General features: G+C 67.6%; 25 protein-coding genes. 15 read left to right on the forward strand and 10 right to left on the reverse strand.

Translation table 11 applies throughout. The features are described from left to right. The first annotated feature begins 1 nt into the window (after nt 1). Together HQ306_RS15575 and fdhA are read left to right on the forward strand one after the other, a co-directional pair. On the forward strand, nt 2-757 hold the full coding sequence (locus tag HQ306_RS15575; protein WP_056440906.1) for an amino acid ABC transporter ATP-binding protein: 756 nt from the start codon (nt 2-4) through the stop codon (nt 755-757). Nucleotides 758-869: 112 nt separating this feature from the next. Then, entirely contained in the window at nt 870-2,090 is a 1,221-nt protein-coding gene (fdhA, locus tag HQ306_RS15580) for a formaldehyde dehydrogenase, glutathione-independent (protein ID WP_056440903.1), read from the forward strand. Nucleotides 2,091-2,136: 46 nt separating this feature from the next. On the opposite strand, the gene HQ306_RS15585 is transcribed toward fdhA, so the two are convergent. Beyond that, nucleotides 2,137-2,967 carry an alpha/beta fold hydrolase gene (locus HQ306_RS15585; protein ID WP_222632434.1) on the reverse strand — a complete coding sequence of 277 codons (831 nt, stop codon included), beginning with the start codon at nt 2,965-2,967 and terminating at the stop codon, nt 2,137-2,139. Nucleotides 2,968-3,120: 153 nt separating this feature from the next. Here HQ306_RS15585 and HQ306_RS15590 point away from each other — a divergent pair, with 153 nt between their 5' ends. Further along, nucleotides 3,121-5,175 carry a PhoX family phosphatase gene (locus tag HQ306_RS15590; RefSeq protein ID WP_222632436.1) on the forward strand — a complete coding sequence of 685 codons (2,055 nt, stop codon included), beginning with the start codon at nt 3,121-3,123 and terminating at the stop codon, nt 5,173-5,175. 27 nt (nt 5,176-5,202) lie between these two features. Here the strand turns inward: HQ306_RS15590 and HQ306_RS15595 are convergent, their stop codons facing one another. Continuing rightward, nucleotides 5,203-6,540, reverse strand: a complete 1,338-nt coding sequence (locus HQ306_RS15595) for an amylo-alpha-1,6-glucosidase (RefSeq protein ID WP_056442140.1) — start codon at nt 6,538-6,540, stop codon at nt 5,203-5,205. Nucleotides 6,541-6,673: 133 nt separating this feature from the next. Here HQ306_RS15595 and HQ306_RS15600 point away from each other — a divergent pair, with 133 nt between their 5' ends. Further along, nucleotides 6,674-7,615 (forward strand): universal stress protein, encoded by a 942-nt coding sequence (locus HQ306_RS15600; protein WP_222632439.1) that lies wholly within the window; start codon nt 6,674-6,676, stop codon nt 7,613-7,615. 23 nt (nt 7,616-7,638) lie between these two features. Further along, complete coding sequence (locus HQ306_RS15605) at nt 7,639-9,069, forward strand: amino acid permease (protein WP_222632441.1); 1,431 nt, start codon at nt 7,639-7,641, stop codon at nt 9,067-9,069. A gap of 14 nt (nt 9,070-9,083) precedes the next feature. Here the strand turns inward: HQ306_RS15605 and HQ306_RS15610 are convergent, their stop codons facing one another. From HQ306_RS15610 to HQ306_RS15620, 3 genes are read right to left on the reverse strand one after another with little or no spacing between them, the layout of a single operon-like run. Then, nucleotides 9,084-9,866 (reverse strand): pirin-like bicupin family protein, encoded by a 783-nt coding sequence (locus tag HQ306_RS15610; protein ID WP_027505989.1) that lies wholly within the window; start codon nt 9,864-9,866, stop codon nt 9,084-9,086. A 30-nt stretch (nt 9,867-9,896) separates the two neighbouring features. After that, nucleotides 9,897-10,496: an NAD(P)H:quinone oxidoreductase gene (gene wrbA / locus HQ306_RS15615; protein ID WP_027505988.1), complete on the reverse strand. Its 600-nt coding sequence runs from the start codon at nt 10,494-10,496 to the stop codon at nt 9,897-9,899. Nucleotides 10,497-10,541: 45 nt separating this feature from the next. Beyond that, on the reverse strand, nt 10,542-11,048 hold the full coding sequence (locus HQ306_RS15620) for a VOC family protein (RefSeq protein ID WP_027505987.1): 507 nt from the start codon (nt 11,046-11,048) through the stop codon (nt 10,542-10,544). Nucleotides 11,049-11,147: 99 nt separating this feature from the next. Here HQ306_RS15620 and HQ306_RS15625 point away from each other — a divergent pair, with 99 nt between their 5' ends. Both HQ306_RS15625 and HQ306_RS15630 read left to right on the forward strand, forming a co-directional pair. Beyond that, nucleotides 11,148-11,606: a MarR family winged helix-turn-helix transcriptional regulator gene (locus tag HQ306_RS15625; protein ID WP_222632442.1), complete on the forward strand. Its 459-nt coding sequence runs from the start codon at nt 11,148-11,150 to the stop codon at nt 11,604-11,606. Nucleotides 11,607-11,615: 9 nt separating this feature from the next. Further along, entirely contained in the window at nt 11,616-12,287 is a 672-nt protein-coding gene (locus HQ306_RS15630) for an SDR family oxidoreductase (protein WP_027505985.1), read from the forward strand. Between the two features lie 24 nt (nt 12,288-12,311). On the opposite strand, the gene HQ306_RS15635 is transcribed toward HQ306_RS15630, so the two are convergent. Next, nucleotides 12,312-12,698: a universal stress protein gene (locus HQ306_RS15635; protein WP_027505984.1), complete on the reverse strand. Its 387-nt coding sequence runs from the start codon at nt 12,696-12,698 to the stop codon at nt 12,312-12,314. A 177-nt stretch (nt 12,699-12,875) separates the two neighbouring features. Here HQ306_RS15635 and HQ306_RS15640 point away from each other — a divergent pair, with 177 nt between their 5' ends. The 4 genes from HQ306_RS15640 (at nt 12,876) to HQ306_RS15655 (ending at nt 16,859) form a co-directional block, all read left to right on the forward strand. After that, nucleotides 12,876-13,859, forward strand: coding sequence for a tripartite tricarboxylate transporter substrate binding protein (locus HQ306_RS15640; RefSeq protein ID WP_261769910.1), 984 nt, complete (start codon nt 12,876-12,878; stop codon nt 13,857-13,859). Next, a complete protein-coding gene (locus HQ306_RS15645) occupies nt 13,856-14,404 on the forward strand; it encodes a tripartite tricarboxylate transporter TctB family protein (protein ID WP_222632453.1) in 549 nt (182 codons plus the stop codon). Before HQ306_RS15640 ends, HQ306_RS15645 begins: the two co-directional genes overlap by 4 nt. Beyond that, nucleotides 14,404-15,909 carry a tripartite tricarboxylate transporter permease gene (locus HQ306_RS15650; protein ID WP_027505981.1) on the forward strand — a complete coding sequence of 502 codons (1,506 nt, stop codon included), beginning with the start codon at nt 14,404-14,406 and terminating at the stop codon, nt 15,907-15,909. The genes HQ306_RS15645 and HQ306_RS15650 overlap by 1 nt, the downstream gene beginning before the upstream one ends. Nucleotides 15,910-16,064: 155 nt before the next feature. Continuing rightward, nucleotides 16,065-16,859: a DNA/RNA non-specific endonuclease gene (locus tag HQ306_RS15655; RefSeq protein ID WP_222632455.1), complete on the forward strand. Its 795-nt coding sequence runs from the start codon at nt 16,065-16,067 to the stop codon at nt 16,857-16,859. A gap of 57 nt (nt 16,860-16,916) precedes the next feature. On the opposite strand, the gene leuS is transcribed toward HQ306_RS15655, so the two are convergent. Further along, nucleotides 16,917-19,772 (reverse strand): leucine--tRNA ligase, encoded by a 2,856-nt coding sequence (gene leuS, locus HQ306_RS15660; RefSeq protein WP_222632456.1) that lies wholly within the window; start codon nt 19,770-19,772, stop codon nt 16,917-16,919. A gap of 66 nt (nt 19,773-19,838) precedes the next feature. Here leuS and HQ306_RS15665 point away from each other — a divergent pair, with 66 nt between their 5' ends. Next, the gene (locus HQ306_RS15665) at nt 19,839-20,252 is read left to right on the forward strand and encodes an SdpI family protein (protein ID WP_027505979.1); all 414 of its coding nucleotides are present in this window, start codon (nt 19,839-19,841) and stop codon (nt 20,250-20,252) included. Between the two features lies 1 nt (nt 20,253). Continuing rightward, nucleotides 20,254-21,252, forward strand: coding sequence for a bile acid:sodium symporter family protein (locus tag HQ306_RS15670; RefSeq protein WP_308115576.1), 999 nt, complete (start codon nt 20,254-20,256; stop codon nt 21,250-21,252). On the opposite strand, the gene HQ306_RS15675 is transcribed toward HQ306_RS15670, so the two are convergent. Beyond that, on the reverse strand, nt 21,227-21,628 hold the full coding sequence (locus tag HQ306_RS15675) for a hypothetical protein (protein WP_222632458.1): 402 nt from the start codon (nt 21,626-21,628) through the stop codon (nt 21,227-21,229). The genes HQ306_RS15670 and HQ306_RS15675 overlap by 26 nt on opposite strands. Before the next feature lie 82 nt (nt 21,629-21,710). Next, nucleotides 21,711-22,604: a glucose 1-dehydrogenase gene (locus HQ306_RS15680; protein ID WP_204869424.1), complete on the reverse strand. Its 894-nt coding sequence runs from the start codon at nt 22,602-22,604 to the stop codon at nt 21,711-21,713. A 73-nt stretch (nt 22,605-22,677) separates the two neighbouring features. Here HQ306_RS15680 and HQ306_RS15685 point away from each other — a divergent pair, with 73 nt between their 5' ends. Continuing rightward, nucleotides 22,678-23,307, forward strand: a complete 630-nt coding sequence (locus HQ306_RS15685; protein ID WP_027505975.1) for a UdgX family uracil-DNA binding protein — start codon at nt 22,678-22,680, stop codon at nt 23,305-23,307. A 49-nt stretch (nt 23,308-23,356) separates the two neighbouring features. Beyond that, complete coding sequence (locus HQ306_RS15690) at nt 23,357-24,733, forward strand: glutamate decarboxylase (RefSeq protein ID WP_222632460.1); 1,377 nt, start codon at nt 23,357-23,359, stop codon at nt 24,731-24,733. A 14-nt stretch (nt 24,734-24,747) separates the two neighbouring features. Here HQ306_RS15690 and HQ306_RS15695 read toward each other — a convergent pair whose 3' ends face one another. Then, nucleotides 24,748-25,353 carry a YqgE/AlgH family protein gene (locus HQ306_RS15695; protein ID WP_027505973.1) on the reverse strand — a complete coding sequence of 202 codons (606 nt, stop codon included), beginning with the start codon at nt 25,351-25,353 and terminating at the stop codon, nt 24,748-24,750. Nucleotides 25,354-25,373: the final 20 nt, after the last annotated feature.

Here is a 25,373-nt window from a genome sequence, read left to right on the forward strand (position 1 = left end):
CATGACCACCGCACCCTCGACCGAGCCGTTGACCGGCGTCTCACTCGCCGGCCGTGACCTGCACCTGTCCTTCGGCACCAACAAGGTCCTGCGCGGCGTCGACATCGACGTCGCCGCAGGAGCCACCACCACGGTCATCGGACCGTCCGGGTCGGGCAAGTCCACGCTCCTGCGCGTGCTCAACCGACTGCACGAGCCCGAGCAGGGCGACATCCTGCTCGACGGACGCTCGGTGCTGAAGGACGATCCAGACGCGCTGCGCCAGCGCATCGGCATGGTGTTCCAGCAATTCAACCTGTTCCCGCACCGGACCGTCCTCGACAACGTCGCGCTCGGTCCGTGGAAGTTGAAGGGACTGAGCAAGGACGACGCACACGCCGCCGCGCTCGCCCAGCTCGACAAGGTGGGCCTGAAGGAGAAAGCGGGCTCGCGCCCCGGCAACCTCTCCGGCGGTCAGCAGCAGCGCGTGGCCATCGCGCGAGCACTCGCCATGGAACCGCAGGTGATGTTCTTCGACGAGGCCACGTCCGCCCTCGACCCGGAGCTCGTCAAGGGCGTGCTCGCCCTCATGGCGGACCTCGCGACCGGCGGCATGACGATGGTCGTCGTCACGCACGAGATGGGCTTCGCCCGCTCGGTGTCCGACCGCGTGCTGTTCATGGACCACGGCAGCGCCGTCGAGGTGGGCCCGCCCGCAGCGCTGTTCGACGACCCGCAGACTGAGCGACTGCAGAGGTTCCTGTCCGAAGTGCTCTGATCCCCGAGCCGCGAATGTGACGCGGCGCACAGCATCTCGCGTACGGTCGAGAGAGATGCCGACATTCGCACTCGAGAATGTCGGCGCTCTACCTCGAACGGGAGCTGAAAACATGGCCGACAACAGAGCCGTCGCCTACGCCGGAGCCGGGAAGGTCGAGGTCGTCGACATCGACTTCCCCAGCTTCACCTTGCAAGACGGGCCCGGCGTGAACCCGGCGAGTGTGGGCCGCGAGTGTCCGCACGGAGTGATCCTGAAGGTGGTGTCCACCAACATCTGCGGCAGCGATCAGCACATGGTTCGCGGCCGCACGACGGCACCCGAGGGCCTGGTGCTCGGGCACGAGATCACGGGCGAGGTCATCGAGGTGGGCCGCGACGTGGAGTTCATCAAGCAGGGTGATCTGTGCTCGGTGCCGTTCAACATCGCGTGCGGTCGCTGCAAGAACTGCAAGGAACGCAAGACCGGCATCTGCCTGAACGTCAATCCTGATCGTCCCGGCGCCGCCTACGGCTACGTCGACATGGGCGGCTGGGTCGGCGGCCAGGCCGAATACGTCATGGTGCCGTACGCGGACTGGAACCTGTTGAAGTTCCCGAACCGAGACCAGGCCATGGAGAAGATCCTCGACCTGACGATGCTGTCGGACATCTTCCCCACCGGTTTCCACGGCTGCGTCACCGCCGGAGTGGGAGTCGGGTCGACGGTCTACATCGCCGGCGCCGGACCCGTCGGACTCGCCGCGGCGGCCAGCGCGCAACTGCTCGGCGCCGCCGTCGTCATCGTGGGCGACCTCAACGAGAGCCGGCTCGCGCAGGCCCGAAGCTTCGGTTGCGAGACCGTCGACGTCAGCAAGGGCGATCCGAAGGATCAGATCGAGCAGCTGCTCGGGGTACCGGAAGTCGACTGCGGCGTCGACGCCGTCGGTTTCGAGGCACGCGGTCACGGTGACGGGTCGGCGACGGAAGCGCCGGCCACCGTGCTGAATTCGCTGATGGACATCACGACGGCGGGTGGTTCGCTCGGAATTCCGGGGTTGTACGTCACCGGCGATCCCGGCGCATCCGACGAAGCCGCCAAGGTCGGCGCGTTGTCGCTGAGCCTCGGCACCGGGTGGGCCAAGTCGTTGTCCTTCGCCACCGGACAGTGCCCGACGATGCAGTACCACCGCGGGCTGATGATGGCGATCCTGCACGATCGCGTGCAGATCGCGAAGGCCGTCAACGCACGCGCCATCTCGCTCGAGCAGGCTCCGCAGGGCTACGCCGACTTCGACTCCGGTGAGGCCACGAAGTTCGTGCTCGACCCCCACGGGCTCCTCGGCGCGGCCTGACCGACTCTCGCGAGGTGGGCTGTGGCGCCCACCTCGCGAGTGCGCGTCAGCCCAGGAACGCGAGCAGTTCCTGGTTGAACTGATCCGGGTGCGAGGTGTTGAACCCGTGCGGGCCGCCCTCGACGAGTACCAGGGTGCTGTTCGCGATCGCCTCGTGTGAGCGCTTGCCGCTCACCTCGAACGGAACGATGGCGTCCGCGTCGCCGTGGATGACGAGGGTGGGGACGTCGATCTTCGGCATGTCCTCACGGAAGTCGGTGCGCGCGAACGCCTCGATGCACCCGAGGATCGCCGGTGTCGACGCTTCGGCCGCCATGTCCACCGCGTACTGACGATCCTCCTCCGAGACCTTCAGCTCGCCGTTCGCGCTGAAGAAGTTGGTGGCGAAGCCGTCGAGGAAGGCGTTGCGGTCCTCCTCGACGCCGTTCTCGAACCCCGCGATCGTCTCGTCGTCGAGGCCGCCGTCGGGGTTGTCCTCGGACTTGTAGAGGTACGGGGGAACAGCACCGGCGAGAACCGCCTTCGCGATGCGGTCGCTGCCGTACTTCGCGAGGTAGCGCACCACCTCGCCGCCGCCCATGGAGAAACCCACCAGCGTCACGTCCCGCAGGTCGAGCGTCTCCAGCAGGACCGACAGGTCCGCGGCGAACGTGTCGTAGTCGTAACCGGACTCGGGCTGCGACGAGCTGCCGAATCCACGCCGGTCGTACGTGACGACGCGGTGGCCCGCGTCGAGCAGTGCGACGATCTGGGGCTCCCACGACCGCTCGTTGAGCGGCCAGCCGTGGATCAACACCACCGGCGCGCCCTCGCCTCGGTCCTGGTAGTGCAGGTCGATCGGGGCGTCGTTCTCGACTCCCACCGAGAGCATCGGCATGTCGTGCCTCCTTCGTCGCGGTGTCTCCGCGTCGCTCTCGGTCTACCCGGAGCATGCCCCGACGACACACGTTCGCCCACCGTTCACCTTCCTGCACCCGGGGAGTTGCTTACCTTCCCTTTGCCTTTTGCCCGGCACTTCTACGGTCTACCGGTGACCACGATTCCGCTTCCCCTGATCGTCTCCCATCAGCACGACGGCAGCTCCTCGCGGTCGTCGCTGACGTGCAAGTACAAGTGCGGCGACGCCTGCTTCCACGAGGTGCCCAACACGTCGTCGAGCGAGTACTTCGGCGACATCGTCAAGACGGCGATGACGCGCCGCGGCATCCTGCGCGGTAGTGCGATGGCCGTGCTGGCCGTCGGCGCCACCAGCGCCCTCGCCGCGTGCGGCACAGAGGACTCGGGCACGGCCACCACCGCGTCGGCCACCCCGACCCCGGAGCCGCGTGGACTCGACTTCGTCGCCGTCGCGCCCAACACCGAGGACGCGGTCGTCGTCCCGGAGGGGTACGAGCAGGCCGTCGTCATCCGGTGGGGCGACCCGGTGGTCGAGGGTGCGCCTGCCTTCGACTTCGACAACCAGACCTCGGCGGCCCAGGAGAAGCAGTTCGGATTCAACAACGACTTCGCGGGTCTGCTGCCGATCGACGGGTCGTCCACCGAGTACCTGCTGGTGGTCAACCACGAGTACACGACGGAACCGTTCCTCTTCAAGGGGTACGACGCGGAGAACCCCACCGCGGAGCAGGTCGCCATCGGCCTTGCCGCCCATGGTCTCTCGGTGGTCCAGGTGGCCGGTGAGAACGGCTCGGGCAAGCTCACCCCGCAGATGGGCCGCTACAACCGTCGCATCACCGGATCGACCGAGTTCGTCCTCACCGGACCCGCGGCCGGCAGTGACTTCCTCAAGACCTCCGCCGATCCCACCGGCACCAGGGTGTTCGGCACGTTCAACAACTGCTCCGGTGGCGTCACCCCGTGGGGCACCGTGTTGTCCGGCGAGGAGAACATCAACCAGTACTTCGCCAACGCCGAGAGTGTGACCGACCCCGTGGTCGCCGAGCGTCTGGCGCGCTACGGCGTGGAAGGTGCTGCGTCCGAGCGCAAATGGGAGCGATTCGACAAGCGCTTCGATCTGGCGCAGGAGCCGAACGAGGTGAATCGCTTCGGCTGGGTCGTCGAGGTGAACCCGTGGGATCCCACCGCAGCGCCGATCAAGCACACGGCACTCGGCCGGTTCAAGCACGAGGCCGCGACCATCCACGTGACCGACGACGGCACCGTGGTCGCCTACAGCGGTGACGACGAGCGTTTCGACTACATGTACAAGTTCGTCTCCAGCCGGAAGATGATGCAGGGCACCGGCGCTGCGGCACTGCGGTCCAACGTGACGCTTCTCGACGCCGGAACCCTCTACGTCGCGACGCTGTCCGGTGACGCGCCCGACCAGATCGACGGCTCCGGAAAGCTCCCGACGACGGGACAGTTCGCCGGCAAGGGCGAATGGATCCCGTTGTTGCGTACCGGCGAGGACGGCCGCGGCGAGTCCCTGGTCGACGGCATGTCCGCCGAGGAGGTCGCCGTCTTCACGCGCCTCGCCGGTGACAAGGTCGGCGCCACCAAGATGGACCGGCCGGAGGACTTCGAGCCGAACCCCGTCACCGGCAAGGTGTACGTGGCGCTGACCAACAACTCGAACCGAGGCACCGAGGGCAAGGCCGCCGCCGACGAGGCGAATCCGCGGGACAAGAACAAGAACGGCCAGGTCCTCGAGCTCGACGACGACCACGCCGGGACCAGTTTCACGTGGAACCTTCTGCTCGTCTGTGGCGATCCCGCAGCCGCCGACACCTACTTCGGTGGCTTCGACAAGTCGCAGGTCAGCCCGATCTCGTGCCCGGACAACCTGGCGTTCGACGCCGACGGCAACCTGTGGGTGTCGACGGACGGCAACGCCCTCGACTCCAACGACGGCCTGTTCTCGGTGGTTCTCGACGGTGACCGCCGCGGCCAGACGAAGCAGTTCCTCACCGTGCCGAAGGGCGCCGAGACCTGCGGTCCGATCGTGCAGGAGCAGCGTGTCGTCGTGAGCGTGCAGCACCCGGGCGAGGAGGACGACGCCAGTGCCGACGCCCCCGCCTCGCACTGGCCCGACGGTGGCGACTCGCAGCCCCGCCCGTCGGTCGTCGCGGTGTGGAAGGTCTGACCTTCTCCCTGCCGTCGTGGACCGCGGTCAGCCCAGCCAGTCGAGCACGCTGGCCGCGGTCCACGATTGCTGCATGCTTCCCAACGGCTCTCCGGTGAACGGCTCGTAGTATTCGGCGAAGCTGCCGTCGCTGGCCTGCCGCAGCCCCTCCTCGCGCAACATCGCCGACCGCTCCGACCACCCGCGTCGAGCGAAGGCCCACGAGAACAGCCACGTCACCACCGGCCACACGGGACCGCGCCAGTACTCGCGAGGTCGGAAGTCCCGCGAGATCGGCGACGTCGACGGGGGAACGGCGTACTTGAAGTCCGGGTGCCCGCAGAAGCGCGGACCCTCGAAGAGTCGCAGCAGCGCCCGCTCGGTGTCACGAGGCAACCCACCGCACAGCAGCGGCGCGAACATCGCCATCGTGTCGGTCTTGATCCACTCCCCGGACCGCACGTCGCGATCCCGAGCCGCGCCGGAACGCGCGTCGGTGGTGGCGACGACGCCGCTCCGGAACCGGTCGGCCCAGGCGCGCAGGTCCCGCACGTCCGCATGAGGCCGGGAATGGTCCTCGCCGATGGTGGCCAGCACGTCACAGGCGACGGCGAAGATCGCGCTGACGAACACGTCCTCCACCGCGAAGCTCATGGCACTGTTCAGCGCGAGATCGTCGTACCGGGCGAGCTTCATCTCCTCGAGCAGCCAGAGATAGCGGTCGTACTCGATGTTGCTCGGGCGCTGCGACGAGTCGGTGACGATGGACGTGTCCTCCCGGATGTACGGCGGCACCGCCCCCGGAATCACCTTCCCGTACGCCGCGTCCCAGCGCGGCGAGTTGTCCATGCCCGATTCCCACCCGTGGTACAGCGTGATGCGCCCCGTGTGGTTCTGATCGCGTGCGTGTGCCAGCCAGCGGTGCCACCGCACCAGATCCGGCCATCGCCGATCGAGGAACTCACCGGCGACCTGCCGCGTGGTCCGCCCACGTCGACGGGCGTGATCGAGAATGCGCTGCACGGCGATCGCGTGCACGGGGGGCTGCGTGATGCCCGAGGTGTGGACGCCGACGGGTGCGTGCGCGGCGAGTTCGTTCACCTGCCAGCGGGCGGGCCCGGGAAAGTATCCGTCGACACCGCTGGCGAAGACGATGTGCGGGATCATGCCGTTGGACCACTGCGCGGACAACAGGGTGTCGAGCTCGACGACGGCCCGCTCGACACTCAACGGGGCGAGCCCGACCGACACGAAGGCGGCGTCCCAGCTCCACATGTGCGGGTACAGACGCGGAGCCGCGCTGGTCATGGTGCCCAGATCGTTGCCGCGCAGGAGATAGGCGGCCCGTGCCGCGAGCTGAGTCGGGGTGAATCCGGGGGCGGCCATGGGAGACATCATCCGTCGGACGGCGCGATCCTGCAGGACGCGCCGGTGAGTCGGGGTGCGGGCCCGGCGCGTCGGTCGCATACTGAGCCATCGGCGTCGAACGCGCCGGGGCAATTGGTCGGGGGTGGTGGGTGTGTCGACCGCGTCGATGTCCGCGCTGGTCGGGTGGCTGCCGGACGACTCCGGTCACGATGCTCTGGGTCTGGCCGCGCGCATGGCGACCACCGCTCGGGCCGCGGGCGGCGCGATGACGGTCCGCACGTGCACCGTCCTGCCGCGGACGTGGCCGTTCCCGTCGATGGCGCACGTGGACGCGGAGTACCGACGCTGGCTCGAGGAGCGCGGCACGGATGCGGCCGCTCGGGCCGATGCGGCGATGGCGGACCTGCTCACTCCGGCCGATCTGGGATCGCCCTCCGCCTTCTTCGCCGAGAACGCCGCCGAGTCGGCCGCACTCACCGCGGCGGCGGCCACTCACCATGCCGACCTGGTGGTGCTGGGGAGCTCCGACGGTCCCGACGATCGCTTCACGCCGGGGAGCACGGGCGAGACGCTGCTGCACTCGTCGGCTGTTCCGCTGGCACTGGCGCCGCGCGGAGCACGCCGCCGCACCGACGCCGTCTCCCGCATCTCCTGCGCCTACACCGGGACCCCGGAAGCCAAGGATGCGCTGTATTCCGCAGCGGCTCTCGCGGTGCGCTGGAACATCGCGCTGCGCCTGGTGGCGTTCGCACCACGACGCTCGACGACGTATCCCCCCTTCGGTGGCTACGACGCGGAGGATCTGGTGACGTCGCAGTGGCGTGAGCAGGCCACCGAGATGCTGCACTCCGCGGCGTCGGACGTCACGTCCGCCTACCCGGCCCTGTCCCCTACGTGCGCGGTGGGTTCCGGCGGGGACTGGCAGCACGTGGTGGACTCGGTCGAGCTGGGGCCCGAGGACCTGCTGGTGCTCGGTTCGTCCCGCCTCGGACCTCTCGCCCGGGTGTTCCTCGGCTCCACCGCGTCGAAGATTCTGCGGCACAGCCCTGTTCCGATTCTGGTCGTTCCCCGTGGAAGCCGATTCGCTCGGTGAACCGCGCCGATAGTGGAGGAAACATGAGCGATCCGAGCAACGGTTCGGGACTGCTGCGACGCAAGTCGATCAGCGACATCGCAGCCCTGGAGGCGACGGGCGAAGGTCGGCTGAAGCGGTCGATCACCACGTTCCAGCTGACGTGCATCGGCGTCGGCTCGACCGTGGGCACCGGCATCTTCTTCATCTTCTCGTCCGCCGTCCCGGTGGCGGGGCCCGCCGTCATCTTCTCGTTCGTCATCGCCGCCGTCACGGCCGGCCTGACGGCGCTCTGCTACGCCGAGCTGGCGTCGTCGATCCCGGCCTCCGGGTCGACCTACACCTACACGTACACCACCATCGGCGAGTTCGTCGCGATCCTCGTCGGCGCCTGCCTCATCCTCGAGTACGGCGTGTCGACGGCCGCGGTGTCGGTGCTGTGGTCCCAGTATCTCAACGACCTGTTGGATCGTACTGTCGGACTACGCATTCCGGACGTGCTGTCGCATGCACCCGGGGACGGCGCCGGCTTCGGCGTCAACCTGCCCGCCATCGTTCTCGTCGCGCTGTGCGCCGTGTTGCTGATCCGCGGAACGAGCGAGTCCGCTCGTGCGAACGCCGTCATGGTCGTCATCAAGATCGGCATCCTCGCGATGTTCGCCATCGTCGGTTTCACCGGATTCAGTCTCGAGAATCTGGAACCGTTCGCCCCGTTCGGAGTCGCCGGTGTCGGTGCGGCGTCCGGCCTGATCTTCTTCTCGTTCATCGGACTCGACGCGGTGTCGACGGCCGGCGAGGAGGTGCACAATCCCAAGCGCACGCTGCCCATCGCGCTCATCAGCGCGCTGGTGGTGGTCACGCTGATCTACCTGTTGGTGACGATGTCGGCGATCGGCGCGCAGAAGTACACCGAGTTCGAGGGCCAGGAGGCCGGTCTCGCCGAGATCCTGCAGTACGTCACAGGATCGAGCTGGCCGTCGATCGTGCTGTCGGCGGGCGCCGTCGTCTCGATCTTCTCGGTCACGCTGGTCACCCTCTACGGGCAGACTCGGATCCTGTTCGCGATGAGCCGCGACGGTCTGATCCCCAAGGTGTTCTCGCAGGTGAACCCTCGCAGCCTCGCACCGGTGAAGAACACGATCATCGTGGCGTTCTTCGTGTCCCTGCTCGCGGGTTTCCTGCCGCTGGACTTCCTGGCGGACCTGGTGTCGATGGGCACGCTCGTGGCCTTCATCGTCGTCTCCGCCGGAGTGATCATCCTGCGCCGCCGCGAGCCGAACATCGAGCGCGGCTTCAAGGTTCCGCTGTACCCGGTGCTCCCGATCCTGTCGATCTGCGCATGCCTGTACCTCATCAGCACCCTGCACATCCAGACGTGGATCCTTTTCGCGGTCTGGCTGGCGGCCACGTCGGTGCTCTACTTCACCTACTCGCGACGGCGATCGGCCCTGGAGCCGAACAGGCTCCAGGGCTGATCGAACCGTGACGGTCAGCGACCGATGGTGGCGTGCATCTCCCAGACGATGACCTCGGCTGCGGACGTCGTCGACAGTGTCTGTCCGCCACCGCCCTTGATGCGGACCGCGTCACCCTCGCGCAGCAGGCCCACGCCCTCGAGCGAGGCCTCGCCGCGGGCGACGAAGACGTGCAGGAACGGAGCATCCGGAAGGTCCTGAGCCGGGGTGTCGGAACGCAACCGTGCGACGTGCATCGCGGCGTACTTGTTCTTGATGCGGATCGCCGAGTGGTCCTTGTAGGCGTCCATTCCCGACGCGACCGGAACCAGCCCGCCCGAGAGCAGTTCGTCGTCGATCTCGAGCTGCTCGTACCCGGGGGTGATGCCGGCCTCGTCGGGCACGACCCACATCTGCACGAAGTGCACCGGGTCCCGATGCTTCTGCGACGGGTTCTCCGTCGACGCGAGACGCCACGAGTCGTTCTTCTCCGAGTGCAGGATTCCCGTGCCGGCGCTCATCCGCTGGGCGAGCCCCGGGTAGATGAGCCCGTTGTGCCCGATGGAGTCCTGGTGCACGAGGGATCCCTGCAGGACCCACGTGACGATCTCCATGTCCCGGTGCGGGTGCGTGTCGAAACCGGTACCCGCGTCCACGATGTCGTCGTTGTTCACCATCAGCACCCCGTGGTGGGTGTTGTCGGGATCGTAGTGATGTCCGAACGAGAACGAATGGTGCGAGTCGAGCCAGCCGATGTTCGTGGCCGGCCGGTCGTCGGCGCGACGGACGTCGAGTTCGGGTGCGGTGGAGGTCGTCATGGGGGTCCCTTCTCGGGATGGGAAATGAGACTACCGAGCGAGCTTGCCCGCGATGGTGACGACGCGGGTGGCGAGATGTCCGAGGGCGGCGCGGGTCGCGTCGTCCAGTTCGTTCTGGTTGTCGGGTCCGGTGACGTGGCCGACGCCGTAGGGGTTGCCGTCGGCGAACTTCAGTCCGTCGGTGTAGCCGGGGGGAACGAGGATGCCGCCGAAGTGCATGAGCGAGGTGTACAGGTTGACGATGGTCGTCTCCTGGCCGCCGTGGGCCGTCTGGCTCGAGGTGAACGCGGCGTAGGCCTTGTCAGCGAGCTTGCCCTGGGCCCACAGGCCACCGAGCGTGTCGAAGAAGGTCTGGAACGGGGACGCGACGCTGCCGAAACGGGTCGGCGAGCCGAAGATGACGCCGTCGGCCCACACGATGTCGTCACCGGTGGCGGCCGGCAGATCCTTGGTGGCCTCGTAGTTGGCAGTCCAGGCGGGGTTCTCGGCAAAGGTGGCCGGGTCACGGGTCTCGGCGATGTGCCGGACGCGCACCTCGGCGCCGGCCGCCTGAGCGGCCTTCTCGAGCTCGGCCGCCATCGTGGTGCCGTGGCCGGTGGAGGAGTAGTAGAGGATCGCGAGCTTCGTCATGAGTGACCTTTCGGAAGAGGGACGTGGTTCGGGGGTGATTCGGACTCAGAGAACGTGGTGGCCGTACATCTCGCCGAGCGGGTCGGCGATGAGTTCGAGGCGTGCACCGTCGGGATCACGGAAGTAGATCGAGACTCCACTGTGCTCCGTGAGCTCGACGCCCGCATCCGTCAGCTTGGTGCGCAGGTGTTCCCAGCGGTCGGGTTCCACGCTGATGGCCACGTGATGCAGTCCGCCGAGCACCTCCTCGTAGGGGCCGACGTCGAGGCCGGGGAAGTCGAAGAAGGCGAGGAGGTTGCTGTTCCCGATGTCGAAGAAGAAGTGCGACGAGCCGGGGTAGTCGCGGTTCTCGATCAACTCGGTCAGCGGGAACTCGAGCACACCCTGGTAGAACAGGATGGTCTGCTCGACGTCGCTGCTGATCAGCGCGGTGTGGTGCAGTCCGCGCGCCGAGGACGTCGGGCGGGACTCCGCAGGCTGCAGGTGCAGGCCCCGCAGTCGGTCGCGCCGGGCCTCGAACTCGTCCGAGCGCTGCTGCTCGTCGGCTGTCATGCTCATCGTCTCCGCCTTCGATCGAATCGTTGCGTTGTCAACTACCGAGAACAGTACCGCACATGGTTGCGCTGTCAACTACTTGGGTAGACTCGTGTCATGACTCAGTGGCTGACCGAGGACGAGCAGCGCGCCTGGCGCTCGTACCTCGACGCGACGCGTCTGCTGATGCAGACGCTCGATCGGCAGCTCACGCGCGATTCCGGGATCTCCTTCACCGACTTCGAGCTGCTCGTCGTGCTCTCGGAGGCACCCGGCCGACAGATGCGGATGCGCGACCTGGCCGATGCGGTGACCACCACCCGCAGTGGCGTCACCCGGGCGATCACCCGACTCGTCGACGCCGGCTGGGTCGTCCGCGTCGAGTGCGAGGACGACCGTCGGGGGATGCTCGCGGAACTCACCGACGCGGGTATGGACAAGCTCGCGGCGTCGAGCCCCGGCCATGTCGGCGCCGTCCGGGCGTCGATGTTCGACGTCCTCACCGACGACGACGTCGCGACCTTCACGAGGGCGTACTCCGACATGCGGACGCACATCCAGAAGGGCGCCGGATAGCCTCGCTGTATGCCACGCACAGCACTCGTCACCGGAGCCGCCCGCGGACTGGGAGCGGGAATCGCTCGCCTGTTGTCCGCCGATCACGACGTCTGGGTCGGGGGATCGACGGCCGACTCCGTCGCGGGCATCTCCGACGAACTGATCAGCGCGCGGCCGTGGCCCGTCGACCTCACCGATGCGGACGCTCTCGCCGCGGCCACCGCGGACATCACGAGCCTCGACGTCCTGGTGCACAACGCGGGCGTCGCCGACCTCGGCACGGTGGAGACGCTGACGCTCGCGGACTGGCGACACACGTTCGAGGCCAACGTCTTCGCGGTGGCCGAGCTCACCCGCCTCCTGCTGCCCGCGCTCCGAGCAGCCGGCGGCCACGTCGTGTTGATCAACTCGGGCGCCGGCATCAGGGCCAACCCGGGGTGGAGTGCCTACGCCGCGAGCAAGTTCGCGCTGCGGGCCTTCGGCGACGCACTGCGCCTCGAGGAGCCGACCCTGCGCGTGACGTCCGTCCACCCGGGGCGCATCGACACCGACATGCAGCGCGCGATCGTCGCGGGCGAGGGCGACGAGTACGACGCCTCGAAGTACCTCACCGTCGAGACCGTCGCCCGCGCCGTCCGCCAGGCCGTGGACACCCCTGCCGATGCGCATCCCACCGAAATCGTCCTGCGCACACGGTGATCGGGAATCAGGGGCGAGCGTGACTCAGTGCTCGTTCGCCTTGACAACCAGCACGGGGACCGGACTGTCGAGCAACACGCGCTGAACCGTGCTGCCGGTCAGGAACTTCCCGACCGCGCTTCGGCGACGTGATCCGATGATCACCAGCGTGGCACCGACATCCGAGACCAGATCGACGAGAGCCCCCGCCGGATCGCCGCCGTCGGGTTCGACGCGCACCGTGAAGGAGTTCTCTCCCAGCACCTGACGTGCCTGCGCCTCGGCTGCGTCGCGGTGGGCGGTGGTGACCGAATCTGCGTCGATCACCGACAGGACGACGAGATCGGTTCCCCTCAGCGTCGCCTCCGCCTGTCCCTGCACGAGCGCCTCACGGCCTTCGGGTGTCGAATTCATCGCTACTGCAACGGTCATGACGGTGCCTTTCACATCGGGGAGACTCCAGGTTCACCGAGATTCCGTCGCGGCGACGTACGTTTCGCGGTATTCGTCCGTGCACACTATGGCCACAACTCGGATTCCCTGGACTATTCGGACATCCAGAACCTAGCCTCCTGATGTGACCGAAACCACTCCTGAGTTGTCGTGCCCATGCAGATCACAGTGAAGCGCGCGCTCGGCACGCTCGCTGTCGTCGCCGTCGTCGCCGTCGCCGGCATCGACGCGGCCGGCAGCGCCAGCGGATCCGACGCCCGCGCCAAGTTGACCCTGATCGCTCCCGCCGCCGCGGGAGGTGGATGGGACCTGGTGGCGCGTGAGTCGCAGCAAGCACTCCGTTCCGACGGCATCGTGAACAACGCCCAGGTGGTGAACGTCCCCGGAGCCGGCGGGACCATCGGGCTCAGTCAGCTCGAGAATCTCACGGGCCAGTCGACCACGGTCATGGTGACCGGCACGGTCATGCTCGGTGGTATCGCGATCAACGATTCGGACATCACCCTGCAGGACACCGTGCCCATCGCCAAGATGGCCGAGGACTTCGAGGTCTTCGTCGTACCGCGAGACTCGCCGTACGAGAACCTCGAGGACTTCGTCGCCGCATGGCGGGCCAACCCCGGCGGTCTCCCCATCGGCGGCGGCTCGCTCGGCGGAATCGACCACATCGTCTCCGGCCAGCTGGCACAGCAGGTCGACATCGATCCGGCAGCGATCAACTACATCGCGTTCTCCGGCGGTGGTGAGGTGCTGACCTCACTGTTGTCCAACACCGTCGGCATCGCCGTCAGCGGATACAACGACTTCCGCGACCAGATCGAGTCCGGGAACGTCCGCGCCCTCGCGGTGGCGGCACCCGAGCCCGTCGAGGGGATCGACACCCCGACGTTCAAGGAACTCGGGTACGACGTCGACCTGGTCAACTGGCGCGGATTCGTCGCACCTCCCGGCATCTCGGACACCGACAGGCAGACGTTGATCGAGATCGTCACCGAGATGCAGGAGACCGAACAGTGGGACACCGCCATCGAGCGCAACCGATGGAAGCCGTCCTTCGTCACCGGGGACGACTTCGGTGACTTCCTCGAGGTCGAACAGACCCGCATCACCGACATCCTCCGAGAGTTGGGCCTGGTATGAGTGAGAGTGTTTCGACCACGCGGGCGGAAACGCCGCCCGATACCGATCGTGGTTTCCTCCACGGCCGGAGCGGACTGGTGGTGTCGGCGCTTCTCGTCGCCCTCGGCCTGTTCCTGATCTACGGCACCGTCACCATGGACGTGCCCGACACCGCGACATCGCCCGGCCCGCAGGTCTTCCCGGCCATCATCGCGGGACTGTGCTTCGTGATCGCCGTGCTCGTCGCGGTCCAACTGCTGCGCACTCCGGACGAGGTCGACCTCGGCGTCGACGAGGCCGGCGAGGCCAACACCGGAACCGTGTCCAACTGGCGCTCCGTCGGCATCACCGTCGGCTCGATCGCCCTGTTCATCGCCCTGCTGAATCCGCTGGGATGGGTTCTCGCCGGTGCGCTGCTGTTCTGGGGCGTCTCGATCGGACTCGGCGGCACCCGGTTCGTCTTCGACGCCGGTGTGGCGCTGGTCATGTCGTCCGTCGTCCAGCTGGTCTTCTCCGGTGGACTCGGGCTCACGCTGCCCGGCGGCATCCTCGCGGCGGTGTTCTGATGGACGCACTCTCCAATCTCATCGACGGCTTCGGCACCGCGCTGACGCCCATGAACATCGTGTGGGTCGTCGTCGGCGCCCTGCTCGGCACCGCGGTGGGTGTCCTCCCCGGACTCGGATCGGCCATGGCTGTCGCCCTGCTCCTGCCCGTGACGTTCACCCTCGAGCCGACCTCGGCGCTCATCATGTTCGCCGGCGTCTACTTCGGCGGCCTGTTCGGTGACTCGATCTCCGGCATCCTCATGAACACCCCCGGAAACAGCACGGCGATCGCGGGAACGTTCGAGGGGCACCGCATGGCGAAGAACGGCCGCGCCCCACAAGCGTTGGCCACCTCCGCCATCGGCGCCTTCATCGGCGGCATCATCGCCACCACCCTCGTGGTGTTCTTCGCCCCGACGCTCGCCGACCTGGCCACGAACTTCGGACCCGCGGAGTACTTCGCCCTGGCGGTGTTCGCCTTCATCGCGACGTCCGCAGTGGTGTCCGACTCCGTCCTCAAGGGTCTGAGCGCACTGCTGATCGGCCTGACACTCGCCGTCATCGGTATCGACGGACCCTCCGGCGCATCACGGTTCACGTTCGAGGTACCGGCACTGTTCGACGGCATCTCCGTGGTGGTCATCACCGTCGCGATGCTCGCCCTCGGCGAGGTCATCTTCATCGCCTCGAAGATCGGCAAGCCCGACGACAACACGCTGATCCCGTCGAAGGGTCGACCCTTCCTGAGCAAGGCAGAGTTCCGCGAAGCGATGCCTGCATGGTTGCGCGGCACCGCATTCGGAGTCCCCTTCGGCGTCATTCCCGCCGGCGGCGCCGAGGTGCCGAGCTTCCTGGCCTACGGCACCGAGCGCCGGTTGGACCGACGCAGCAAGAATCCGATGTTCGGGAAGGGCGCGATCCGCGGCGTCGCCGGACCGGAAGCCGCCGGCAACTCCACCGCCGGTACCGCGATGGGTGCACTTCTCGCTCTCGGGCTCCCCACGTCGGCGACGGCAGCGATCCTGCTCGCAGCGTTCCAGCAGTACGGGATCCAACCGGGACCGTTGCTGTTCGAGCGCAACGGTGAGGTCGTCTGGGCACTGCTCGCCAGCCTCTTCGTCGGCATGGTGGTCCTGTTGATCCTGAATCTGCCGTTCGCCCCCCTGTGGGCGCAGCTGCTCAAGATCCCCAAGAACTACCTGTACGCCGGCATCACCGTGTTCGCCTCGCTCGGCGTCTACGCGGTGAGCGCCTCGATCGTGGACCTCATCGCCATGCTCGGACTCGGCATCATCGGATTCATGCTGCGCCGCTTCGGGATCCCGTTGGCGCCGGTGCTCATCGCCGTCATCCTGGGACCGCTCGCCGAGGATTCGCTGCGACGAGCCCTGGCCGTCAGTGAAGGGGACGTCTCCGTCCTCGTCGGCAGTGGCATCACCGTCGTGCTGTACACGCTGATGGTCATCGCGGTGGTCTTCTCCATCGTGACGAAGGTGCGGTCGCGGGCGAAGGTGGACTTCTAGAGCACCCCGCTTCACCCCTCACCCCTCGCCCCTCGCCCCTCGCGAGTACGTCGACAGTGTCGTGATCCAGCTGCTGATCACGACAGTCAGGACGTACTCGCGGGGGGTTCGTGGGTGTTCACCCCCGTGTCACCCCAGCGTGGCTGAATGACGGCATGGGATACGACGAGACCTTCCTGTCCACCACCCCGCTGCCGGTCCCCGCCCGGCCGGACCTGACCGTCCTGACCTACACGCACTTCTCCGTGTCGATGGACACCGAACGGCGCCTCGCCGCCGTGACCGCGGTGAACATCGACGGCGGCGCGTTGCAGGAGGTGGACCGCGGAGACGACTGGCGCCTCGATCCGCGCCTGCCGGCGACCGCGCAGGCGGGCCCGGAGCTGTACGCGAACAACGACATCGACCGTGGGCACCTCGTACGACGACGCGATCCCGTGTGGGGCACGCTCGACGTCGCGGAGCAGGCCAACGAGGACACCTTCCACTACACCGTGTGCGGACCGCAGACGGCGACACTCAACCAGTCCAAGGAACTGTGGTTGGGCCTCGAGGACTACGTACTCGAGCACGCGCGGACGTACGGGCAGACGATCTCCGTCTTCAGCGGTTGCGTGTTCGCCGAGGACGATCCCGTCTACCGCGGTGTCGCGATCCCGCGGCGCTTCTTCAAGATCGCGGCCTGGTGGCAGAACGACGTGCTCGCCGCGACCGGCTACGTGCTCGACCAGTCGGAGTCGCTGGCACCCATTCTCGAACGCGGCGTCCTGGCGAGCGACATCCCTCCGCTCGGGGCGTACCGCACGTATCAGGTGCCGATCACCGACATCGCCGCCGCGACCGGTCTGGCGATGGCGGAGCTCACGGCGGCGGATCGCCTCGCCCTGGTTCCCGGCGTCCGGCCCGTCGACTGGCGCGAGATCGAGGGAGCCGACGACCTGGTGTGGTGAGGTCGGTCCCGCCTCCTCCCCGCGAGTACGCCGGGGAGTAGGTGGGGACTTCCCGAGCTAGAGAACGATGTTCACCATTCTGCCCGGCACGACGATGACCTTCTTCGGGTCCTTGCCGTCGAGAAGCGCGACGATCTTCTCGTCGGCCAGGGCCACCGCCTGCACGTCCTCGCGGGACGCGTCGGCCGCCACCGTGATGCGACTGCGCACCTTGCCGTTGACCTGGATCGGGTAGTCCACCGTGTCGTCCACGAGCCACTTCTCGTCGACCGTGGGAAAGGGACCGTGAGCCAGTGACTCGCTGTGTCCCAACGTGTTCCACAGTTCCTCGGCGATGTGTGGCGCGAGAGGAGCCAGCATCAGCACCAACGGCTCGACGGCGTCCCGAGGTGCGCCCTGCGGGTACTCCTTCGTGAGGTGGTTGGTGTACTCGATGAGCTTCGCGCCGGCCGTGTTGTCGCGCAGCGCAGCGTAGTCCGCGTCGACACCCTCGACGGTCCGGTTGAGAGCCTTCAGCGTGGCGTCGCTCGGCGTCGCGTCGGTGGTCCGGACGGCGCCGGTCTCCTCGTCGACCACCAGACGCCAGACGCGCTGCAGGAAGCGGTGCGCGCCGACGACGTCCTTGGTCGCCCACGGCCGGGACGTGTCCAACGGACCCATCGACATCTCGTACATGCGCAGGGTGTCTGCGCCGTACTCGGTGAAAATCTCGTCGGGGGAGACGGAGTTCTTCAGGGACTTGCCCATCTTCCCGTACTCACGAGTGACGGGCTGCCCGTCGTGGAAGTACCCGCCGTCGCGCTCCTCCACCTCGTCGGCCGCGACGTAGACGCCGCGCGCGTCGGTGAACGCGTACGCCTGGATGTAGCCCTGGTTGTACAGGCGGCGGTACGGCTCCTTCGAGCTGACGTGCCCCAGGTCGAACAGCACCTTGTGCCAGAACCGCGCGTACAGCAGGTGCAGCACAGCGTGTTCCACGCCGCCGACGTACAGGTCGAGGCCGCCGGGGTCGTTCTCGCCGTGAACGTCGGGGCGCGGTCCCATCCAGTACGCCTCGTTCTCCGGAGCGCACATCTGCTCGGAGTTGGTCGGATCGATGTAGCGCAGCTGGTACCACGAGCTACCGGCCCACTGCGGCATGACATTGGTGTCGCGCGTGTACGTCTGCAACCCGTCGCCCAGGTCGAGCTCGACGTTCACCCAGTCGGTCGCCTTCGCCAACGGGGGAGACGGCTCACTGTTCGCGTCGTCCGGGTCGAACGACACGGGTGCGTAGTCCTCCACCTCCGGAAGTTCCACCGGCAGAGCAGAATCCGGCAACGGGTGCGCCTTGCCCTCCGCGTCGTACACCACCGGGAAGGGCTCGCCCCAGTACCGCTGACGGGCGAACAGCCAGTCGCGCAGCTTGTACTGGATGGTGCCCCTGCCGCGGCCCTCGGACTCGAGGTGCTCGATGACACGCGCCTTGGCCGCGTCGACGGTGAGGCCGTCCAGGAAATCGGAGTTGATCAGCTCGCCGTCGCCGGTCCACGCGGACTCGTCGACAGCGTCGCCCGAGATGACCTGCACCACAGGCAGTCCGAACTTCGTGGCGAACTCCCAGTCACGCTGGTCGTGACCCGGGACGGCCATGATGGCACCGGTGCCGTAGCCGGTCAGGACGTAGTCGGCGATGAAGACCGGCACCGACGCGCCGTTGACGGGGTTGACGGCGAAGGCGCCGGTGAACACACCGGTCTTCTCCTTGTTCTCCTGGCGCTCGAGGTCCGACTTGGCTGCGATCGCACGACGGTAGGCACCGACCGCGAGCACGGGAGTTCCCTCACCGTGCGTCCAGCGCTCGTCGGTGTCCGTCGGCCATGCCGCCGCCGTGATGTCGTCCACCAGCTGGTGTTCGGGTGCCAGCACCACGTAGGTGGCGCCGAAGAGCGTGTCGGGGCGGGTGGTGAACACGTCGATGTCGGCGGTGCCGGACCCGTGCGGCAGACCGGCGACGAACGTCACCTCGGCGCCGCGGGAGCGCCCGATCCAGTTGCGCTGCATCGTCTTGACCTTGTCCGGCCAATCCAGCAGATCCAGGTCGTCGATCAACCGGTCGGAGTACGCGGTGATCCGCATCATCCACTGGCGCAGGTTCTTCCGGAACACCGGGAAATTGCCGCGGTCGCTGCGACCGTCGGCGGTGACCTCCTCGTTGGCCAGCACGGTGCCCAGACCGGGGCACCAGTTGACCAGCGAGTTGGACTGGTAGACCAGACGATGACCGTCGATGACGTCGCGACGCTCGGAGACCGAGAGATCGGCCCACGCACGCCCGTCGTCCAGAGTCCGAGCACCGGAGGTGAACTCCTCCTCGAGCTCGGCAATCCGTCGTGCCTTACCGGCCTCGGTGTCGTACCAGGAATCGAAGATCTGGAGGAAGATCCACTGCGTCCAGTGATAGAAGTCGACGTCCGTCGTGGCGAGCGAGCGACGGGTGTCGTGACCGAGTCCCAGCCGCCCCAGCTGCCGGCGCATGTTGGCGATGTTCGCCTCGGTGGTGGTGCGCGGGTGCGTTCCCGTCTGCACCGCGTACTGCTCGGCGGGCAGGCCGAAGGCGTCGTAACCCAGCGTGTGCAGCACGTTGCGGCCCTGCATGCGGTGGTAGCGGGCGAACACGTCCGTCGCGATGTAACCGAGCGGGTGACCGACGTGCAGACCGCTGCCGGACGGGTACGGGAACATGTCCTGCACGAACAACTTGTCGCTCGGAACCGGATCGCCGGTGCTGAGCTCGCCCACCGGATTGGGTGCGTCGAACGTCCCCTCGGCGGCCCACCGCTCCTGCCAGCGCGACTCGAGGGAACCCGCCAGATCCGCCGTGTAGCGGTGGCCGGGGGTCGTGTCGGGGGAGATGTCGCCGTGTTCACTCACCCGACCAGCGTAAAGCGTGACGATCCGCACGCGGACGCCCGGCCACGACGCCGTAAAGTGGTGCTCGTGATTGTCGTGTCCGTGATCCTTCTGCTCGTACTCCTCGTCGGCGCCGTGGCGCTGGGCGCGGTGGCGTTCCTCGGTCTGACCGGCCGCTTGAAGCGCAACTCCGTCGCCGGAGTCCGAACGGAAGCGAGCATGCGCTCGGACGAGACGTTCACCGTCGCCAACCGAGTCGCCGGCCCGACGACGGCCGCCGCCGCGGTCTTCCTGCTGGTCGGCGCAGTGGCGACCCTCGCGCCGGGCGGCATCTTCGGCGTGGTCGCCGCCGTGCTGACCACCGTCGCCGCGCTCGTCACCGCTGCGTACGGCGGTGCCATGGGCACCCGCGCCGCGGCCGCAGTGCCGGTCGAGGAGACCGGTGGATGCGGCCACAGCTGTATCTCGTGCAGCCTCAAGGACGCGTGCCAGCCGTCCTGACGTGGCGTTCTCCCTGACAGGCACCATCAGAGCGCTCGACGGCTTCGTCCTCGCGATCTTCGCTGCTGCCATCGCGGCCACCGTGTTCCCGGTCTCCGGCACCGCAGCGGACGTCCTGTCGTGGGTCACCACGATCGGCATCGCCCTGCTGTTCTTCCTGTACGGAATCAGACTGTCTCCGCGTGACGCCATGGACGGCGTCCGGCACTGGCGGCTGCACGGAGTGGTTCTCGCCTGCACGTACCTGCTGTTCCCGCTCCTCGGGCTCGGCGTACGGGTGCTCGCGCCGGGACTGCTGACCGACGATCTGTACACCGGGATGCTCTACCTCTGCCTCGTTCCGTCCACGATCCAGTCGTCGATCGCCTTCACCTCGATCGCCCGCGGCAACGTCGCCGGCGCCGTCGTCAGCGCGTCGCTGTCCAACATCATCGGAGTGTTCGCGACGCCGCTGCTGGTGGTCCTGCTGATGAGCACGACGGGCGGTGCGAGCATCGATGCCGGATCGATCGTCGACATCATGCTCCAACTCCTGCTGCCGTTCGTGGCCGGACAGTTCACGAGGCGATGGCTCGCAGGACGGGTGGAGCGGCATCGGTCCACCACGCTGCTCGTCGACCGCGGATCGATCCTCCTGATCGTCTACGCCGCATTCAGTGCGTCACGGGTCGAGGGAGTCTGGGCTGCCACGACGCCGTGGCAGATCGTCGCAGTGGTGGTCTTGTGCAGTGCACTGCTCGCTGTCGTCCTCGCCGCCACTGCCGGGATCGCGCGAACATTGCGCATGTCTCGCGCCGACCGCATCGTCGTGGTGTTCTGCGGGTCGAAGAAGAGCCTGGCCAGCGGCATCGCGATCGCCTCCGTGCTCTTCGTCGGGCAACCCGTGGGAGTGATCGTGCTTCCCCTGCTGATCTTCCACCAGATCCAACTCGTGGTGTGCGCCGTCCTGGCGGGCCGCTACGAGCGCGAGGCGATCAGGGACGCTGCATCGACTTCCTGATCTCGTCGAGGCGCGCCTTGCCGGCCCGCTCCCGCTCGGCGAACTTCTCCGCCTCGGTGCGTCCGACCGCGCTCTCGGCGTTCAGCTCGGTGGAACCCACCGCGCGCCCCGAACGCCCGTCGATGCGTTCGCGCACCGCGTCGAAGGTGGGCACTCCGGCATCGGTGAACCCCGGGTCCGTCGGAACCTGGGGGATGTCCGTCACCGACGGCGTGCGCGGCACGATGTCGGGGTCGACCGACGCCTCGGGGGTGAGGCCCAGCGCGGCGTCGTACACCGCCCGCAGCGCCGGGCGAGCACTCGTGAGCGCGACGACGAGATCGAGTACCTCCGCATCGGGCAACGACGCGGCCTGGTCGGACGAGAAGTCGGTCATGTCACCAGGGTAGGCCTGAGGGCTCCGGTGATCGTGGACTCCCGACCCCGGAATGCGGGGCCGGAAGTCCACGATCGGGCGACTACGGCGTCGGCATGCCGCCGTTGACGTTCAGCGTGTCGCCGGTGACGTACCCGGACTCGGCCGACGAGAGGTACACGTAGGCACCGGCCAACTCGGCGGGCTGACCCGCACGACCGAGCGGCGTCTCCTGGCCGAACTCGGGCAGCGCCGACGTGGGCTGTCCGCCGGACGCCTGCAGGGGCGTCCAGAACGGACCGGGAGCAACGACGTTGACGCGGATCCCACGAGGAGCGAGTTGCTGCGCCAGCGCCTTGCTCATCGTGTTGATCGCCATCTTGGTCGTCGCGTAGTCCACGAGTCCCGGTGACGGCGTGTACGCCTGGATCGAACTGGTGTTGACGATGGTCGATCCTGCCGGCATGTGCGGAACCGCTTCCTGGATGATCCAGAACAGCGCGTACACGTTGGTCTTGAACGTGGCGTCGAACTGCTCCGGGCTCAGATCCTCGAGCTTCTCGACGTACTGCTGCTTGCCGGCGACGTTCACGAGAAGGTCTATGCCACCGAACTTCTCGACGGTGGTGCGCACGATGCCGCGAGCCGCGGACTCGTCCGTGAGGTCGGCGGGAGCGAGTACCGCGGTCCTCCCGGCGGTGCGCACCAGGTCGGCCACCTCCTGCGCGTCCTTCTCCTCCGACGGCAGGTAGTTGAGAACGACGTCGGCGCCCTCGCGGGCCAGCGCGATGGCGACGGCGCGGCCGATGCCGCTGTCCGCACCGGTGACCAGTGCCTTGCGCCCGGTCAGCCGGCCGGTGCCGCGGTAGCTGCCCTCACCGTGGTCGGCCTTGGGCTCGAGTTCCGCGGCGAGGCCCGGCGGATCCTGGTGCTGCTCGGGGTACCCGTCCTGTCGGTACTGGGTGACGGGATCGGTGAACGTGTACTGGTCGGTCATCGCCGTGGCATGCCCCGGCCGTGGGGGGTGCCAAACAGGTGTCACCGGGTCCGTGGCGGGTACCACCGAAGACATGGCCCCGAAGTTTCCCGGCGCAGGCACCTTCGTGCCCGAGTCCGACGATCTCCGCGTTCTCGCCGACGCCGCCCGCAGTTGCCGGGGATGCGACCTGTGGGAGCCCGCGGAGAACACGGTGTTCGGAGCCGGCACCCCGTCCGCTCGCATGATGCTCATCGGCGAGCAACCGGGGGATCAGGAGGATCGACGGGCACAGCCCTTCGTCGGCCCGGCGGGTGCGCTCCTGAATCGTGCTCTGGCGCAGGCGGACATCGACCGGGAGCTGACCTACGTCACCAACGCGGTCAAGCACTTCAAATTCACGCGTGCCGACCGCGGCCCGCGGCGCATCCACAAGAAGCCGCTGCGCTCGGAGGTCGTCGCGTGTCACCCGTGGCTCGAGGCGGAGATCCGCGCCGTCGACCCGTCCGTCGTGGTCCTCCTCGGCGCGACGGCGGCGCAGGCGATGCTGGGGACCTCGTTCCGGATCGGTGTCGACCGGGGGCGCGTCCTCGAGGTGGGCGAGGCGAGAGCTGTTGCCACCGCGCACCCGTCGGCCGTCCTCCGAGCGCCGGACGACGAACGCGATGCCGCGTTCGACGCACTCGTCGCCGATCTGCGAGTGGCCGCATCACTTCTGGAATGACACCGGAAGTTCACAGGCACCGCCCCGGTCACCGCAGTAGCGTGGCGTCGTGACGAGAATCCCGCGCGACGGAACGATCTCTCCTGCCTACACCGGGCGCTTGGCCAACGATCCCGTTCCGGCGCTGCGACTGCCGGACGACCGCATGGATCCCGACGTCACCTACCGCTTCATCCACGACGAGCTGATGCTCGACGGCAGTTCCCGCCTCAACCTCGCCACGTTCGTCACCACGTGGATGGAGCCCGAGGCCGAGAAGCTGATGGCCGAGACGTTCGACAAGAACATGATCGACAAGGACGAGTACCCGGCCACCGCGGCGATCGAGGAGCGGTGCGTCAACATGGTGGCGGATCTCTGGAACGCGCCCGGGCTCGACCCGACCGATCCGTCCAGCGCGACGGGCGTCTCGACCATCGGTTCGTCCGAGGCCGTCATGCTCGCCGGTCTGGCACTGAAATGGCGGTGGCGCGCACGTCGGACCGCGGCCGGTGCGGACACCGGTCGGCCCAACCTCGTGTTGGGGACGAACGTCCAGGTGGTCTGGGAGAAGTTCTGTCGCTACTTCGACGTGGAGCCGAAGTACCTCGACATGGAGCCGGGCCGCTACGTCGTCACGGCCGACCAGGTGCGCGACGCCGTCGACGAGAACACCATCGGCGTGCTCGCGATTCTCGGGACCACGTTCACCGGCGAACTCGAACCGGTCGAGGAGATCTCGGCCGTGCTCGACGAGATCGCCGCGGCCGGCGGGCCGGACGTTCCCATCCACGTGGACGGTGCCAGCGGCGGTTTCGTGGTCCCGTTCCTGAACCCGGATCTGGTGTGGGACTTCCGGTTGCCGCGCGTGAAGTCCGTCAACGCCAGTGGTCACAAGTACGGACTGACCTACCCCGGCCTGGGATTCGTCGTGTGGCGCGAGAAGGAGGACCTCCCCGAGGACCTCGTGTTCCGCGTCAACTACCTCGGCGGTGACATGCCGACGTTCACCCTGAACTTCTCACGCCCGGGCAATCAGGTGATCGGTCAGTACTACAACTTCCTCCGCCTCGGCCGCGCCGGCTACACGGATGTCATGACCTCGCTGCGCTCGACCGCGACCCGTGTCGCCGACCACCTGCGCGAGCACGGCGACGTCGACGTCATCTCCGACGGGTCCGACATCCCGGTGGTGGCATTCGCGCTGCGGGAGAACTGCGGCTTCACCGTCTTCGACGTCTCTCACGAACTCCGCGCCCGCGGGTGGCAGGTTCCCGCGTACACCATGCCGGCCCGTGCCGAGTCGGTCTCGGTCCTGAGAATTGTTGTGCGAGAGGGCTTCTCGGCAGACCTGGGTAGGATGCTGTGCGAAGCGATCGACGCCGTCCTGGCGTCGCTCTCCACCGACGGCGACGGGCACTCGCACGCTCGGCACTTCGCCCACTGACGAGAACTCCGGTCTCAGTTCCGGTCGACGTCGATCGGGTGGGTCGCCAGCATCGCCAGCGGCAGCGGCTGACGGCGCAACACCTGCGCCCACAGATCGACGCGCGGCGGGCCCACGACGTCGGACGGCAGCGCGGACACCACCATCCAGTCGTCCCGCTCGAGTTCTCCCTCGAGCTGTCCGAGCGTCCATCCCGAGTAGCCGGCGAAGATGCGCATGCCCTCCACCAGCGGGGCGATCGCAGCCGGGTCGGAGTCCAGGTCGACCATCACGACACGGCCGTCCACTCGACGGATGCCCCGCACGTCGTCGACGTCCACGCCGGACCGCAGCGTGGCCAGACACAGTGCGGAGTCGCGTTTGACGGGTCCGCCCACGTAGAGCGCTTTCGGGGACGCAGCGAGATCCGACCACTGCGGGAGCACGTTGTGCACAGCGGTCTCGCTCGGCCGATTGATGACGACGCCCAGGCTGCCGGCGTCGTTGTGCTCGATGATGTAGACCACGGTGCGACGGAACGTCGGTTCGACGAGTTCCGTGGACGAGACCAGCAGCGATCCCGGCCGCACCACCTGATCGGCCGATGCGGTCCGGTCCTCCGGTTCTTCTGCGTGTGCCACCTCCTCATCATGGCACCGGC

The organism is Rhodococcus sp. BP-160 (assembly GCF_019836205.1).
GTDB lineage: Bacteria > Actinomycetota > Actinomycetes > Mycobacteriales > Mycobacteriaceae > Rhodococcoides.